The organism is Staphylococcus sp. HMSC034C12 (assembly GCF_001835895.1).
Lineage (GTDB): Bacteria > Bacillota > Bacilli > Staphylococcales > Staphylococcaceae > Staphylococcus > Staphylococcus hominis.
This window is the reverse complement of record NZ_KV826323.1, coordinates 19,162-36,038: the sequence shown is the minus strand read 5'-3', so window position 1 is coordinate 36,038 and position 16,877 is coordinate 19,162. Positions and strand designations below refer to the sequence as shown.

The window sequence follows — 16,877 nt, the reverse complement described above, 5'->3', positions numbered from 1 at the left end:
TGTACTCAGTAGTGTCAAGATATGAAATTTCACTTCAATTTCACTACACATACTTATAAAAGAAAGAGAGTGACATTGAATTCATTTCGAACTCATCATTCACTCTCACACAAAATAATTTTAATATTTTTAAGTATATTCTAGTTAAAGCATTAAAAATTTAACATTATTCTTCATCGAATAATGTTTGTGATGATTTATCTTCATTTTCTTCAACATCACCATCGAAAATGCCTAATTTTTCACGTAATTTGCGATCGATTTCATCTTTAATTTGAGGGTTTTCTTTAAGATATGTTTTAACATTTTCCTTACCTTGACCCATTCTCTCACCATTATATGAGTACCAAGCACCAGATTTATCGACAATATCATTTTCTACACCTAAGTCAATTAATTCGCCCTCTTTTGAAATACCTTGACCATACATGATATCTACTTCAGCAATTCTAAATGGTGGTGCTACTTTATTTTTAACAACTTTAATTTTAGTTCTGTTACCTACAATATCTTGACCTTGTTTTAATTGTTCTGCACGACGCACTTCTAAACGTACTGAGCTATAGAATTTTAATGCTCTACCACCTGGTGTAGTTTCTGGATTACCAAACATTACTCCAACTTTTTCACGAATTTGGTTAATAAATATAGCTGTAGTATTTGATTTTGAAATTGCACCTGAAAGTTTACGCAAAGCCTGAGACATTAAACGTGCTTGAAGACCAACATGTGTATCTCCCATTTCACCTTCAATTTCAGCTTTAGGAGTCAAAGCAGCAACTGAGTCTACAACAACAATGTCAACTGCTCCACTTCTTACGAAAGCTTCTGCTATTTCTAAACCTTGTTCACCATGGTCGGGTTGAGAAAGATATAAATTATCTATATCAACACCTAATGCTTCAGCATATACTGGATCAAGTGCATGTTCAGCATCGATAAACGCAGCAACGCCTCCATTTTTTTGTACTTCAGCAATGGCATGAAGTGCTACTGTTGTTTTACCGGAACTTTCAGGACCATATATTTCAATAATTCTTCCTTTAGGATAACCACCTACACCTAGTGCATTATCTAAAGTAACTGAACCACTTGATACACTAGATACACGACGACCTTTATTATCGCCTAATTTCATTACTGCACCCTTACCAAAGGATTTTTCCATATTTTTTATAACTGTATCTAAAGCTTTTTGACGATCATTATCCAAAGCGAAACCTCCTATATGAGATAGTTATCTATTTAATATTATATATATATTATACTCTTAACCATATTCAAACACAAGTATTTTGCGAATATTTGTTCGTATAAAAAAGAACAATGAATACAAAATCGAACAAATGTGCCCGAAAATTATAACCATTTTTTAATTTAAGTACATTTTAGTGCCAATTTAATAATCTTATTAATACATAATTTTGACTTCTGTTGGGCAGTATATTTCTTGATTGTGTTATCTTAAATGTAGTCATTTTAAAATCATCTTTTGTATTAATTGCTAGATAAACTTCCTCTTTCTCATGTAATATTGCTATACCCATTTCAGTTTTATATAAATCTTTTACATATGAAGAGGCGTCTCTTAATTGCATTTCAATACTTGAATGATGATTTAAAAATATATCATTATCTGGTAATATTCCTTTTAATATATTTTGTTTATCAAAGCGTTTTAAACGAGTATAAATCGCTCCATCCGTTACCCCGTCATATATACTTACTGTAGAATTCATTTGTTCCATTACAGATTGTTCTAACAATGTGTCATCTGAACCATAATAAAATTGACCAATTCGTTCTAGTATTTCTTCTTTTATAGGTTGAATCAATGTTTTACATTCACTTTGTGTAGAAGCATTTGCTGTTAATCTAATATATACTTCATGTTTCCCTGCTAACGGAGCTATCGTAGGATTAGTTTGTTTTTCAATTAAATCCATAAGTTCTGTTTCAACTTTCGATTCTCCAATTCCTGCAAATCTCAGTTGCTCTGAAAAAATAGTATTGTCATTATCTATAAGTAATGGAAGCAACTCATTTTTAGCCATAGGTTGCATTTCACTCGGAGGACCAGGTAACAGAATTACTTTTTTATTATCCATTTCAATAAACATACCTGGAGCCATACCATAATGATTTTTTAATACTTTCGCTCCCTCTACTACAAGTGCTTGTTGTTTATTATTAGGTGTCATTTCTTGCCCTTGTTCTTTGAAAAAATCTTCAATATAATTTAATGCTTCTTCATTAGTCACTAAGTTTTTATTTAATACTTTTGCTACTGTCTGTTTAGTTAAATCGTCTTTAGTTGGGCCCAATCCACCAGTGAGCACTAATGTGTCAAATCTTTTTAGTCCTTCTCTAATAATAAATTCTAAACGATCAGGATTATCACCGATAACTGTATGTTCAACTATATTCTTTCCAATTTGATTGAAAAGTTTTGATAAATATTGGCCATTTGTATTTGCTATTTGACCTAATAATAATTCTGAACCTACTGCTATGATAGATATATTCATATGTCCCTCTCCCTTATATAGTCTTAATTCATATTTTATACTTAATCTATTATATAATCTAAAAAATAACTCAAAAAAATGAGAGTCATTTTATGCGACTCTCATTACATTTCACTTTATTTGATTATACTTTTATTGCTTAAACACATCTCTACCTTTATAGAAATATTCAATTCCTGATAATATTGTAAAGAATACGCCAATGTATAATAATACTTGTCCTAATTGGAATCCAATCCAGTTTGAGAATAAATCACCAAGTAAAATCCAAATAATTGCTACCATTGTAACAGCTGTTTTAATTTTACCTAATTGGCCTGCTGCACTCACAAATCCTTGTTCAATTTGAAGTAAACGTAAACCTGTAACCGCAAACTCACGAGCAATGATAATAATTGCTACAACTGAATTAGTTAGCCCTAATTGAACCATAACAATAAGAGCACTAGAAACTAATAATTTATCCGCTAATGGATCTAAAAACTTACCCATATTTGTCACAAGTTGCCATTTTCTTGCTAAATAACCATCTAAAAAATCACTTAAAGAAGCTACAATAAAAATAATAGCAGCAATAAGTTGTTCTATTCTTATGTCATATCCACCTAATACAGATACACTTCCAAAACCAAAGTTTACTAGAGCAAATAATATAAATACTGGAATCAAAATCACTCTAAAAACTGTAATCTGGTTAGGTATATTCATTTTAATACCTCATTTCTTAATTTATATGTATATTATATTAATAATACTGCTAATACCCACATAATAAAAGTAATAATTATAACAATACTAATCATAATCAATAATTGAATAGGTTCTTTATTTTTAGTACGATATTCGGGCACTTCGTTGTGTCGATAATGATGTAAAAGTGTATCGAGTTGATTATGTTGATTAGGAATTTCTTCATGATGCACTTTAATGAGTTGATTTACATCCATATTAACTACACTTGCATAACGTCTAATAAAACCTTCAGCGTAATCCACTTTGGCAAGTTGATCAAATTTATTCTCTTCAATATATTTTAACGTTTCTCGCTTTAATTGTGTACGTTGTTCTAATTCTGTTAATGTCATTCCTAATCTTTCTCTTCTACCTTTTAAGGTTTCACCAATTGTTTTCACTTTTGACGCCTCCACCTTCATTACTCAAAAAAACCGAAGCCACCGCCAAACACATCTTCTCCAAAATCTAATGTGTTTTTGCTTTTAATTGCTTGTTGTTTAACTTGTTGTTTCATGTGATCATATTCAATTTTTTGATTCTCATGTTCACGTAGCTCGATAATATAATCAAAATCATCGATGCTATATTGATTTGTTTCTATAAATAAATCTGGATGCTCAACTACTTTTATTGACGGTAAAGTCATCACTTCTTCAACTAACTGTTGATGTTTAGGATTTGTTTCTCTAGCAGTTACCGCACCATCAATAATATAAACATGATTAGCATCATATTCACCTTTTATAAGAGAACTACGAACTGTCTGTTTAATTAATGTTGAACTTATAAATAGCCATCGTTTATGCGCACAGACACTACCTGCGACAATCGATTCTGTTTTTCCAACACGAGGCATCCCTCTAATACCTATTAATTTATGACCATCTTCTTTAAATAATTCTGCTAAAAAGTCGACAAGTAAACCTAAATCTTCACGTTCAAAACGAAATGTTTTTTTGTCACCAGCATCTTGTTCAATATAGCGACCATGACGCACTGCTAAACGATCACGTAACTCTGGAATTCTTAACTTTGTTATTTCTATTTCTTTCAATTCATGAATGATATTTTCAAAACGTGTGACTTTTTCAAGACTATCTGTCTTAATAAGTAATCCACGACGCCCTTGATCAACACCATTTATAGTAATAATACTAATTCCTAACATACCAAGTAAACTCGATACGTCGCCTAAAAGTCCAGCCCGATTAACAATTATCTCGTATTCTAAATACCATTCCTTTTTTTTAGCAACAGTCATCTAACCAACCCCTTGTTTAAATACAATTTGAAATATTCCCCTTATATAATTAAATTTATTATATCATTGATTATAAAAAACGAATCGTCAAATCTGCATTTAAAATTTAGGATACTTTTTAAATATACCAACCACCATTAACCTTTTGGACTGTTCCTGTAATACTCTTAGCATTAGGATGGCATAAATAAGCACACACATGTGCTACTTCTTGTGGAGCTATCATTCTTTGTTGTGGTAGTTCAGATAAGATAACTGCTTTGTCTTCATCACTGAATGCTTTAGCCATACGTCCTGAAACAAAACCAGGTGCTATAGCATTCACAGTGACATTCGTCAATGCTAGCTCTTGACTGAGGGCCTTTACAAATCCAATTTGAGCACTTTTCATTGCTGAATAAATAGTTTCCATACTTGCTCCCGTCTCGCCCCAAATTGATGAGATAACAATAATTCTACCATTTGTACTTTTTCTCAATAGGTCTATGAAATATCGACAGCATCGAATCAACTGTTTGACATGAATATGATAACATTCATCTATCTCTTTATCTTTCATATCTTGTAGCATGCCATATAATGATGTACCACTACTATAAATTAAACAGTCTAACTGTTTTATATGACTAAATATATCATTTAAATCAATATCATGAGTCAAATCCATTTGAATGAATTCTACGGCTTCACCTTTATACTTTTTTTCTAAGGATGAGATATCAGATTGATAATATTGAAGTACTACTTCATATCCCTCTTTTAATAAACGATCTACAATCGCACTACCAATACTACCAGAACCACCAAATACTAATGCCTTCATATTTAATCTATCTCCAAGCGACTATCAACAAGACGGTCAATATTTAGATATTGTTTGGCAGTTTCATTAATACTATCTAAAGTAATATTTTCTACAATATCTAACATATCAAATACACTTACACCCTCAAAATATAATTTTGCATATTGATTTGCAATATATTCTGGGGAATTCAAACTAGAGATAAATTCACCAATAAACTGCTTCTTCAATAATTCAAATGCTTCTGAATCTTTTAAGTTTCCTCTATATTTCTTTAATTCAGTAAGTAACCTATCCTTTAATTGATCCGGTTCATGAGTAGCACTTGTAATAATTGAGAAACTATAAGTAGGTTCAAGAACAAATTGATATCCAAATGAATCATCAATTAAATCATCATTAAGAAGAGATTGATAGAAATCTGTTTCTTCACCGAATACGAGTTCAAAAAATAAAGTCATTTCTAAATCTCTTTGAACATATTTCTCAGGGGCTTCATCCAAAGGTTCATTTTTAAACCCTAGCATTAAACGTGGAGACTGTAATTTCATTTTTTCAGATACAAATGATTGAACTACTTCATTTGGTTCTTTTATTGCTCCTCTTTGAATAGAAGGTTGATTTGTTTTATGACGACGATTTTCATGTTCTTCAATAACATTACAAATACGTTTAGGATCCACATCTCCTACGACAAATAATACCATATTGGATGGATGATAAAACGTTTCATAACATAAGTATAAATCATCTTTAGTGATACTATAAATACTCTCAACACTACCTGCAATATCTACTTTAATTGGATGATGATGATACATTGCGCGTAATGTATTGAACATAATTTTATATCCTGGTTGTTCTTGATACATTTTAATTTCTTCAGCAATAATCCCTTTTTCTTTGTCTACTGTTTCTTTTGAAAAATAGGGTGTTTCCACCATATCAAGTAAACGTAGAATATTTCGTTCAACTTGATCAGTTGCACTAAACAAATAACTCGTACGATCAAAACTTGTAAATGCATTGACTTGAGCATTATCATTGGCAAAAGCAGTAAATAAATCTTCATCATCGTCTTTTTCAAATAACTTATGCTCTAAAAAATGTGCTACTCCATCTGGTACAGTCACATATTGATCTTTATGATGAGGTTTAAATGTATTATCCAACGAACCGAATTGAGTTGTATAGGTCACATATGTTTTTTGAAATCCTTTTTTAGGAATTACAAATAAGCGTAATCCATTATTTAGTTCATGTTTATAGACGCGTTCATCAATTAATTCATAATATTGTTCTTGCACTATGATTGACCTCCCTTCGTTAATACATATATCGTATCTAAATAGGCTTGATTTGCCATTTTAACGACATCTTCTTTAGTCACTTTATTAATTAATTCCATGTATTCTTTATCTGATTGAGGCTGATTTAAAAGTAGTTGATTTTGCATGACTTCAATAATACCTTTAGGTCTATCTGCAATTTCTTGTCGTTGTGAAATGATAATTTTTTTAGCTAATGCTAATTTTTCTTCAGAGAAATCTCCTACTTTAAACTTCTCGAATTCTTCAATAATTGTAGTTTTTGCAATATCGTATTTTTCAACAGATACACCACTTAATACAAATAAATAGCCATTTTTTCCATCTAATTGCGAATGAATAGAATAAGCTAGACTTTGTTTTTCACGTACTTCATTAAATAGTACTGAAGAAGGATCACCGCCAAACATAGTATTTAATACGACAAGTGCATAGTAATCTTCGTTTCCATAATGAGTTGGAAAACGATAACCTAAATTTAATTTAGCTTGGTCAACGGTATCTTTTTCAATGATTGTTTCAGTAGATTGGTCGGTACAGTCAGTATTTACATTATGATTAAAGTCAAACGTCGTTGAGCTAAGACTAAATGAATTTTCTATGAGTGATGTAACTTCTTTTTCATTTACATTTCCCACTACATACACTGAACACATGTCATTATTTATCATAGATTTATATGTATCATACAAACTTTCATTTGTAATACGCGCAATATTTTCTATTTGACCTATAGCTAAATAACGATAAGCTTCATTTTTGAACATATATTTTAATAAATTAATAAATGAATATTGCGCTTTATTGTCAATCATCGCTTCTATTTTTTTATGTAATAATGATTTTTCTTGAGTAACAAATGTAGAGTTGAATGAATTATTCTCAACAAGTGGATTCATGATGACTTCTTTTAATAAATTCAAACCTTTTTCAAATAATGGTGTAGTATCTTTAAGATAACGTTCATTTACAATTTCTAAAGAAATAGTAATGACATGTTTATCTTTAAATTTAGAAACAAAGCTATTAATATAAGCTCCATAAAGCTCTGATAATTGTTTATTAAATGATTTATCTGTTGGCCATTTTTTTGTGGCACGAACCAATACTTTACTTAGTAATGAACGAGCAGTAATTGTTTCGTAATCAAGTGGTGCCATAAATTTAAATGTGATCATCGTTGTTTTAAATTTCTCAGTTGGAAGAATATCAATATGTATTTGATGATTAGTATATTGTTTCAAAATAATCAATCACTCCTTTACCTGTTATTAAATTTTTGTGCGTGTTAATTTAAACTTCACTAGGCTACTTTTTATATAATTTAATGAGTATAAAATAGGTTTACCCATTTCATCATAATGGACAACCTTTAATAACATTAATCCCTCATGTGGTTCAGCATTCAATATGCTAGAAATATGAGGTTCATAACTGATTGCTTCAATTTCAGTTTCAGCAGAAGCTACCTTATGCCCAGTATTAAGTTCAATTGCATTAAGCATCGATCCATCACTTTCTTGATATTCGGTACAAGTTAAATGATGTTCAGCAATCTTATCTAAACAATAAATAACTGGATGATGATTCGCAGTACGTAGTCTTTCAATAATTGTTATAGGCTGCTTATCTTCAATATCTAACATTTTTGCATCTAATAAAGAAGCGGGTTGCTGCTCTAAACTCAAATATTCTGTACTTGCTTCATATCCCGCTTTTTTAATCATTTCACTAATACTAAATAATTTATTTAAAGGATAATAAAAGGGCTGTAGAGCCTTTATACTTGTTCCTTCTTCAAAATTATCAGTTAAAACTTGTTCAATAATAAGTTCTCCAATCGCTTCATAGACATCATCTGTTTTAACGTTAACTTCTCTAGCAATAGATAAATTGCTAGGAAGTTTATCACCAGGTTTTAAAGAATGATTTTTTATTTTTTTAAAAATATATTCTTTTACTTTAAAAACTGAGTTCAATTCAGTCATACTCACACCTCTTCATTCTCAAAATCTATTAAAACTTGTCTTGGTTTACTGCCTTTTTGTGGACCAATAACATTATTTCTCTCTAAATCGTCCATTAATCTTGATGCACGATTATATCCAATTCTGAATTGTCTTTGTAAAAGCGACGTACTTGCTTTTTGTTTCTCAATTACAAAAGCGTATGCATCATCATATAGTGCATCTTCACTTTTCATTTCTGATTTCTCTACAGGAGCATCAGGTTCCATTTCTTTTACGTAATTTGCTTTTTGTTGTTCAACTACATAATTTACAACTTCTTGTACTTCTTGATCACTTAAAAATGCACCTTGAACACGTGTCTGTGTGGATTCACCATTACCAACATAAAGCATGTCGCCTTTGCCTAATAATTTCTCTGCTCCTCCAGAGCCTATGATTGTTCTAGAGTCTGTTTGTGAACTTACAGCAAATGCAATTCTTGAAGGGATATTATTTTTAATAATCCCCGTGATAACATCTACAGAAGGACGTTGTGTTGCTACAATTAAATGTATACCGGCTGCACGGGCCATTTGTGTGATACGCTGTATTGCATTTTCAACTTCTTTTCCTGCCACCATCATTAAATCTGCTAATTCATCAACAATGACAACGATATAAGGAAGTTCTGATTGCTTTTCATCAAGTTCTTCATTTTGACGTCTTATAAATTGATTGTATCCTTCAATGTTTCTAGTAGACGAATGTTGAAATAAATCGTAACGACGTTCCATTTCAGCTACAATTTTCTCTAATGCCTGTGATGCTTTATGAGGATTTGTTACTACAGGTATTAATAAATGTGGAACACCATTATATACATTTAATTCTACCATTTTAGGATCAATTAACATTAATTTTACCTCGTGTGGCTTAGCGTTTAATAAAATGCTCGTAATAATACCGTTGATACATACTGACTTACCACTACCTGTAGAACCAGCCACTAATAAGTGAGGTGTTTCATTCAATTCAATAGTCATTGGTTCTCCGGAGATGTCTCGTCCTAAACCGACTTCTAATTTATTTTTTGCTGGAAACTTAGATTCTAAAACTTCTTTTAGCGTAACTAAAGAAATTTTATCATTTGGAACCTCAATGCCTACAGCTGAACGTCCAGGTATAGGCGCTTCAATACGAATGTCCTTCGCAGCAAGTGCTAAAGCTATATCATTATGTAAATTAACGATTTTATTTACTTTAACACCTTGAGCTGGTTGAACTTCATATTGAGTGACAGCCGGTCCAATTTTAATTTGAGTCACTTTAGCATTAACTCCAAAATTTTTCATGGTTGATTCTAATATTTGACCTTTACGTTGTACTTCAGCTCTTGAAGTTGTCGTTTGTTTTGTTGGCTGTTTAAGTAATGATAAAGGAGGAATGTGATAGGCTACATTGCCAACTTCTCCTGCTTCTATGATCGAACTATTATTCGTATCGTCATCATTAGAAACGTGTTTTATTTTATCTTTTTTCATAGAATTTGACGCAGACACATGCGTAGGTTCTTTATCTTGATGGTCTATGTCAAATTGACGTTTTTTACGTTTAGATCGTACTTTTTCTTCATCCGTTGCTGCATGATGGCTATATATAGGAATATCTTCATGTTGCTGTTTCACTTCTGGGAAGTCACTCACATCTTTCATGACTTCATCTTTCCTTTGTTGTTCTTCTAATTCTCTTTGGTGTGCCAATGCTTGACGCTGTTCTTCTTTTTCACGTAATCGTTCTTCTCTTCTAATTTTATTTGCTTCTCTTTTTTCTTTTAAAGTAGATGAGGCACTCTGAGTAGAACGTTTAAAATAATCAATTGTGTTTCTCGCCACATCTCTATGATGTAATTTTAGTAATAGGATAAAGCTCGATATCAGTAAAATCAAAGTCACAATGATAATCCCAGCAATAGAGATTAAAGGTACAAATAATTTTAATAAATAAAAGCCTATAATACCTCCACCGAAATTTGGAAAATGAGTATGTTCATAAGATTTATAGACGTAAGACAATACCGGTTCTCTTTTCGCAACTTCTCCTTTAGAAAAATAATAAATGAGTTGAGAAACAATCAGTAATACAAATTGTAATAAAATGAGACCGAATGTACGACGTGTTTTTGGAAAATGTCTTTGCATTGCAATATAAATCGTAATTAAACTTACTAAAATATATGTAAGGTAACGACTTGCGCCAAATAAATAATTGAAAAAGCTATCAATCATTCTACCAACAAGCCCTAATTGAAATATTCCTAAAATAGATATAATCACAATTACAATAGCAATAATATACCTTATAGAACTATCTGTTTTTTGTTGCTTTTTCTTTTTAGTTTGGCGTGCTTTCGTTTTCGTCTTTGAATTGGTTTTTCTAGTCGTTGTTTTTTTCTTAGTTCGTGGCAAATGTTACACCTTCTTTTATTTTTAATTATAATAATGACATTTTCAAAAATATAAAAAAATGTAAGTTATGTTTTAGAGTTAAAAGTATGAAAGAGGTTGAGACAATATGTATCACATAGACTCTTAAGCCCATTTTTAAATAATTAAAAATAAATGAGTCAAATCATCTTTTAAAATTATAGAGTTCACTATAAAAGTTAGGGTAAATGTCTTATCTTTTATATACTTTCAATTTAATACATCAATGAATCTATAAATAAGAATGATAAACGTTTATATTTTTAATTATTTTATAAAAGTGATATTGTCCCGACCTCTTTATTAAATGTATATCTTTTAAATTTCAGAAATAACTGGAATAATCATTGGGCGACGTTTTGTACTTTCGAATAAAAGCTTGCTAATTTGGTCGCGCATATTTTGTTTAATTTCAGACCACTCTATACGTTTTTCTTGTAGTCCAGCTTCCACAATTTCTCGAACTTTATCTTCCGCTTCTTGCATTAATTCTTCACTTTCACGTACGTAAACGAATCCGCGTGATTGAATTTCAGGTCCAGCAGCTATACGTCTATTTTTAGGGTCTAATGTTACTACTGCAATAAAGATACCATCTTCTGCAAGAAGATGACGATCTCTTAACACAATATTTCCAACGTCTCCTACACCTATGCCATCGATGAGAATATTACCTGAATTTACTTTTTCATTTAATACCATGTGTGAGCCATCGAAATGAATCACATCCCCTTTTTCGACAAGGAAAATCTTTTCAGGTGCAACGCCTGCTTCATTTGCTAATTTTGCATGCGCAATTTGCATTTTAAATTCACCTTGAACAGGAATAAAGTATTCAGGTTTCATAATATTAATCATCATTTTTAATTCTTCCATACAACCATGACTAGAGGCATGAATTTTTTTATTATTTGGAATAATATGTGCACCTGCTCGAACAAGTTCATTTAACGTATTGGCTATAATAACTTCCATATTTGCTGAAGCAGTGATGGCTAAGTAAACTGAATCGCCCTCTTCAATATTTAAAATCTTATGTTTATGTTGGGCCATTTGACTCAACGCTTCAATAGGTTCGCCTTCCATACCTGTTGCTATAATAACGACTTCATTTTTAGGATAGTTTTCAACTTCATTGATTGGAAGCAATAAATCTTTAGGAATATCAAAATATCCCATTTTGCGTGCAGTATTAAATGAACTTTCAAGAGATTTTCCTAAGAAAGATACTTTACGATTTAATTTACTAGCAACATTCAATACTTGTTGAATTCTAATAAAATTCGATGCATAGCATGAAACAATTAAGCGTCCTTTTATTTTAGCAAATGCATCATAAATATGCGATTCTATGACATTTTCTGGAGTATTATAACCAGGTTTTTCTGCTTCAGTTGAATCACTAATCAAAGCAAAAACACCTTCTTCTCCAATTTCAGCCATGCGTTTCATATCAGGAGCATAATGCCCTTGTAAACTTTGGTCAAATTTAAATTCACCTGTATATACAATTGAACCGTGTGAAGTATGAATACAGATACCTAAACTATCTGGAATACTATGTGATGTATTAAAGAAAGTAATATTGACGTTTTTAAATCTCATCACTGAATCATGATTTACAGTATAATATCGTACTTTTTTCTTTATATTTCTTTCTTTGATACTTTCTTTAACTAAAGCTAAAGTAAGTTTTGATCCATAAATTGGTGCATCAACTTGCTCTAAAATATAACTCACTGCACCAATTGCATGTTCATGACCATGACTTAAAAATATCCCTTTTAATTTATCTTTGTTTTCTACTACATATTGGATGTCAGGAATAACAATATCTACTCCTAACATTTCATCTTCAGGAAACATTAATCCTGCATCTAACATAAACATCTCATCGTCTACTTCGACGATATACATATTTTTAGCGATTTCGCCTACGCCCCCAAGTGGAATAATGCGAATATCGTCATTCTTTTTCTTTACTAAACTCAAAATGTTACCTCCTATAATTAATTCCCGTCCATATAAACTCATAATTTATTATAATTTAATTTACGAAGGATGTACACTATTAAAGTGTGTTGTAACTAAGGAGTAAAAGACCTTTAATAAAAAAATATATACTTTCATAAAATCATTCTTTATATATATAAAGAAGGTTAGGACTTCATTTTGTCCTAACCTTAACTTCATTCATTTATTCATCTAAAACTTTATGAGACGCATTTACACGGCCTTGTTTATCAATTTCTGTAATTTTAACTTCAATCGTATCACCGATTTTTAAAACGTCTTCAACTTTATTTATTCTATCTTTAGAAATTTGAGAAATGTGTAATAAAGCATCTTTACCTGGGAATAATTCTACAAAAGCACCATATTTTTCAATACGCTTAACTTTTGCATGGTATACCTGGCCAACTTCAGCTTCGCGGGTAATTTCATTAATAATTTCTCGAGCTCTATTTATCATTTCTTGATCAACAGCGCCAATAAAGATAGTGCCATCTTGTTCAATATCTAACTTAACGCCAGTTTCGTCAATAATTTCATTAATTTTTTTACCACCTGGACCAATGACATCACGAATTTTTTCAGGTTTGATATGCATAATTTCTACCTTAGGTGCATATGCACTTAATTCACTACGTGGTTGATCGATTGTTTGTAACATATGATCCATAATTGCTAAACGACCTTGACGAGCTTGTTCAAGAGCTTCTTCAATCACTTCACGTGTTAAACCATCAATTTTGATATCCATTTGAATCGCAGTAATTCCCTCTTTAGTTCCAGCAACTTTGAAGTCCATATCACCTAAAGCATCTTCCATACCTTGAATATCAGTTAAAATTGTATAACTATCTTCACGAGTGACAAGACCCATAGCAATACCAGCTACTGGAGCTTTAATAGGCACACCAGCATCCATTAACGCTAATGTTGATCCACAAATTGAAGCTTGTGAAGATGAGCCATTTGACTCTAATACTTCACTCACAATACGAATTGTGTAAGGGAACTCTGTAGTGTCAGGAATGATATATCTAAGCGCTCTTTCACCTAGTGCACCATGACCAATTTCACGACGACCTGGCGCTCTCACTGGACCCGTTTCACCTACTGAGAAATTAGGGAAATTATAGTGGTGCATAAAACGTTTTTCAATTTCAGGTCCTAATCCATCAATAAGTTGATAGTCTCCTAATGCTCCTAAAGTAAGTACAGATAATACTTGAGTTTGTCCACGGGTAAACAATCCAGAACCATGTGCACGTGGTAATAAACCAACTTCTGATTCAAGCGGACGAATTTCATCTGGTTTACGTCCATCAGGTCTAATTTTTTCATCTGCAATTAATCGACGAACTTCTTCTTTTACTAAATCATTTAAAATCGCATATACTTCATCGATAAGCAACTCATTTTCTGGATCCGCTTCGTCTACAAATTCAGTAGCGATTTCTGCTTTAAGTGCATCTAAATTTTCATCACGTTGTTGTTTGTCAAATGTTAATACAGTTTCTTTTAATCCTTTTTCTTCCGTTAAAGATTTTACTCGTTGTACTAATTCTTCATCACGTTCAACAGGAATAAATTCTTTTTTTACAGGTTGAATATGCTCAACAACTTCTTCTTGGAAAGCAACTAAGCGTTTTATCTCTTCATGACCAAAGAAAATCGCTTCAAGCATTTCTTGTTCTGTAATTTCACTCGCACCTGCTTCAACCATATTTACAGCATCTTTATGACCAGCAACTTCTAAATCTAAACGAGATACTTCTTTTTGTTCAAGTGTTGGATTAATCACGTATTTTCCATCAATATATCCTACATTTACACCGGCAATTGGTCCTTGGAATGGAATATCAGACACGCTCAATGCCATTGACGATCCAATCATTGCTGCCATTTCTGGGGAGCAGTCTGGATCCGCACTTAATACAGTATTCATAATTTGAACGTCATGTCGATAACCTTTAGGGAATAATGGTCTAATTGGTCTATCAATTAAACGTGCAGTAAGTGTCGCTTCATCTCCAGGACGACCTTCGCGTTTTTTAAATCCACCTGGAATTTTACCAGCCGCATACATTTTTTCTTCATAGTTAACTGTTAAGGGGAAAAAATCACCATCACGTGGCTCTTTAGAAGCAACTGCTGTAGATAATACAACAGTATCACCATAACGTACTAAAACTGCACCATTAGCTTGTTTCGCTAATTGACCTGTCTCAATCGTTAACGATCTTCCAGCCCATTCAGTTTTGAACACTTTCTTTTCTTGAGACATTATGAATCTCCTCTCTGAAATCTAATACTTACATCATATCATTTATTTATATATTTTTATATTAGTGTTTATGATAAAAATACAAAAAAAGGAAAGTACCAATCTAAATGGTGCTTTCCCTTCAATATATTTAAAATTAACGACGAATACCTAATGATTTAATTAATTCACGGTAACGTTGAATATCTTTACTACGTAAGTAGTTTAATAAGTGTCTACGACGACCAACCATTTTTAATAATCCACGACGTGAATGGTGATCTTTTTTGTGTTCACGTAAGTGTTCGTTTAATGCAGAGATTTCTGCAGTTAAAACAGCGATTTGTACTTCTGGTGAACCAGTATCTGTTTCGTGTACACGATATTCTTTAATAATTTCATTTTTACGTTCTTGAGTAATAGCCATAATTAAATTCCTCCTAATTTTTGTTTACACCTTAATCTGAGCAAGGCGTCGGAGTTTCAACCTGCCAAGATAAAGGATTCAATAGTAATAAGTTTTTCGAAAACTCAACTTTAGATATTATACGATACATCATCACCAAAATCAACTGCTAAAAGATATTTTGCACGTTCTTTATCGTCATTCATTTGACTTACTAAAGCATCTATACCATCAAATTTTACCTCTGGTCTTAAATAATGGTGCCAATATACGATTACACGTTCTCCATAAATATTTTCTTCAAAATCAAAAATATTTACTTCTATCACCACTTCTGCTTTAGATGGATCGTGAAATGTCGGCTTAACACCTACGTTAGCTACCCCACGATATATTTTGTGTTCGGCACCTATTTCAATACTTACCGCATATACCCCTTTTTTAGGAAGGACATAATCATCGCTAGGTTGGACATTAGCTGTTGGAAAACCGATTGTTCGACCTCTTTTTTCTCCTTGAACAACTGTGCCTTTAATTCGATATAAATACCCTAATTCATCATTAGCTTTTTGTAGATTGCCTTCATGTAACGCTTGTCTAATTGATGTTGTTGAAATTTTTTCAGAATCTAAATCTAATTTACCGACTATTGTAGTATTAAATTCATCTATTTCATTTAACACGGCCATATTTCCTTTACCAAATTTACCAAATGTAAAATCAAATCCTGCAACAACTTCTTTAACATGATTATTAATAATATAGTCTTTGATAAACTCTTCAGCTGTGACGTTAGCGAAACGTGATGAGAAATTGATAACAATACAATAATCAATATCATGCTGTTCTATCATTTCTAATTTATCAGATAGTGGCGTTAAGTAATCTGTACGTTTACGTTCAGGATTTAATACTACTGATGGATGCGGATCAAATGTTGTTACTGCCTTTTTTAAATTTTTTTCTTTTGCACGTATATCTAATGCTTCAAATACTTTACTGTGACCACGATGCATACCATCAAAAAAACCAAATGCCATTGCAACATCTTCTTTTATGAGTTGTTCATTTTGTATTGGATGTGTTATTTCTATCACTTTCATATCAAT

At 31.7% G+C, this 16,877-nt stretch carries 13 protein-coding genes and 2 pseudogenes; all 15 read right to left on the bottom strand.

Translation table 11 applies throughout. The features are described from left to right. Window positions 1-166 precede the first annotated feature (166 nt). A complete protein-coding gene (gene recA / locus HMPREF2629_RS05435) occupies window positions 167-1,213 on the bottom strand; it encodes a recombinase RecA (RefSeq protein WP_002448773.1) in 1,047 nt (348 codons plus the stop codon). A gap of 175 nt (window positions 1,214-1,388) precedes the next feature. Beyond that, window positions 1,389-2,528, bottom strand: a complete 1,140-nt coding sequence (locus tag HMPREF2629_RS05430; protein ID WP_019835105.1) for a CinA family nicotinamide mononucleotide deamidase-related protein — start codon at window positions 2,526-2,528, stop codon at window positions 1,389-1,391. 132 nt (window positions 2,529-2,660) lie between these two features. After that, window positions 2,661-3,236 (bottom strand): CDP-diacylglycerol--glycerol-3-phosphate 3-phosphatidyltransferase, encoded by a 576-nt coding sequence (gene pgsA / locus HMPREF2629_RS05425; protein WP_017174623.1) that lies wholly within the window; start codon window positions 3,234-3,236, stop codon window positions 2,661-2,663. A gap of 32 nt (window positions 3,237-3,268) precedes the next feature. After that, window positions 3,269-3,661: a helix-turn-helix domain-containing protein gene (locus HMPREF2629_RS05420; protein ID WP_017174622.1), complete on the bottom strand. Its 393-nt coding sequence runs from the start codon at window positions 3,659-3,661 to the stop codon at window positions 3,269-3,271. 20 nt (window positions 3,662-3,681) lie between these two features. Beyond that, window positions 3,682-4,524 carry a DUF3388 domain-containing protein gene (locus HMPREF2629_RS05415; RefSeq protein WP_002448864.1) on the bottom strand — a complete coding sequence of 281 codons (843 nt, stop codon included), beginning with the start codon at window positions 4,522-4,524 and terminating at the stop codon, window positions 3,682-3,684. Window positions 4,525-4,642: 118 nt separating this feature from the next. Continuing rightward, complete coding sequence (gene ymfI, locus HMPREF2629_RS05410; protein ID WP_019835106.1) at window positions 4,643-5,347, bottom strand: elongation factor P 5-aminopentanone reductase; 705 nt, start codon at window positions 5,345-5,347, stop codon at window positions 4,643-4,645. A gap of 2 nt (window positions 5,348-5,349) precedes the next feature. After that, window positions 5,350-6,636 (bottom strand): EF-P 5-aminopentanol modification-associated protein YfmH, encoded by a 1,287-nt coding sequence (gene yfmH / locus HMPREF2629_RS05405; protein WP_048679827.1) that lies wholly within the window; start codon window positions 6,634-6,636, stop codon window positions 5,350-5,352. Beyond that, the gene (yfmF, locus tag HMPREF2629_RS05400) at window positions 6,636-7,835 is read right to left on the bottom strand and encodes an EF-P 5-aminopentanol modification-associated protein YfmF (RefSeq protein ID WP_371089566.1); all 1,200 of its coding nucleotides are present in this window, start codon (window positions 7,833-7,835) and stop codon (window positions 6,636-6,638) included. The genes yfmH and yfmF overlap by 1 nt, the downstream gene beginning before the upstream one ends. 93 nt (window positions 7,836-7,928) lie before the next feature. After that, window positions 7,929-8,645 (bottom strand): GntR family transcriptional regulator, encoded by a 717-nt coding sequence (locus HMPREF2629_RS05395; RefSeq protein ID WP_048762400.1) that lies wholly within the window; start codon window positions 8,643-8,645, stop codon window positions 7,929-7,931. A 2-nt stretch (window positions 8,646-8,647) separates the two neighbouring features. Continuing rightward, window positions 8,648-10,093, bottom strand: a pseudogene (locus HMPREF2629_RS11355) (DNA translocase FtsK); the annotation flags it as partial. Between the two features lie 104 nt (window positions 10,094-10,197). Beyond that, a pseudogene (locus HMPREF2629_RS11350) lies at window positions 10,198-11,071 on the bottom strand (cell division protein FtsK); the annotation flags it as partial. A gap of 336 nt (window positions 11,072-11,407) precedes the next feature. After that, window positions 11,408-13,081 (bottom strand): ribonuclease J2, encoded by a 1,674-nt coding sequence (gene rnjB, locus HMPREF2629_RS05385; RefSeq protein ID WP_070813194.1) that lies wholly within the window; start codon window positions 13,079-13,081, stop codon window positions 11,408-11,410. Window positions 13,082-13,286: 205 nt separating this feature from the next. Beyond that, the gene (gene pnp / locus HMPREF2629_RS05380) at window positions 13,287-15,383 is read right to left on the bottom strand and encodes a polyribonucleotide nucleotidyltransferase (protein WP_048762396.1); all 2,097 of its coding nucleotides are present in this window, start codon (window positions 15,381-15,383) and stop codon (window positions 13,287-13,289) included. A gap of 136 nt (window positions 15,384-15,519) precedes the next feature. Next, window positions 15,520-15,789 (bottom strand): 30S ribosomal protein S15, encoded by a 270-nt coding sequence (gene rpsO, locus HMPREF2629_RS05375; protein WP_017174614.1) that lies wholly within the window; start codon window positions 15,787-15,789, stop codon window positions 15,520-15,522. Between the two features lie 110 nt (window positions 15,790-15,899). Then, window positions 15,900-16,871, bottom strand: coding sequence for a riboflavin biosynthesis protein RibF (gene ribF, locus HMPREF2629_RS05370; protein WP_002448787.1), 972 nt, complete (start codon window positions 16,869-16,871; stop codon window positions 15,900-15,902). Window positions 16,872-16,877 lie beyond the last annotated feature (6 nt).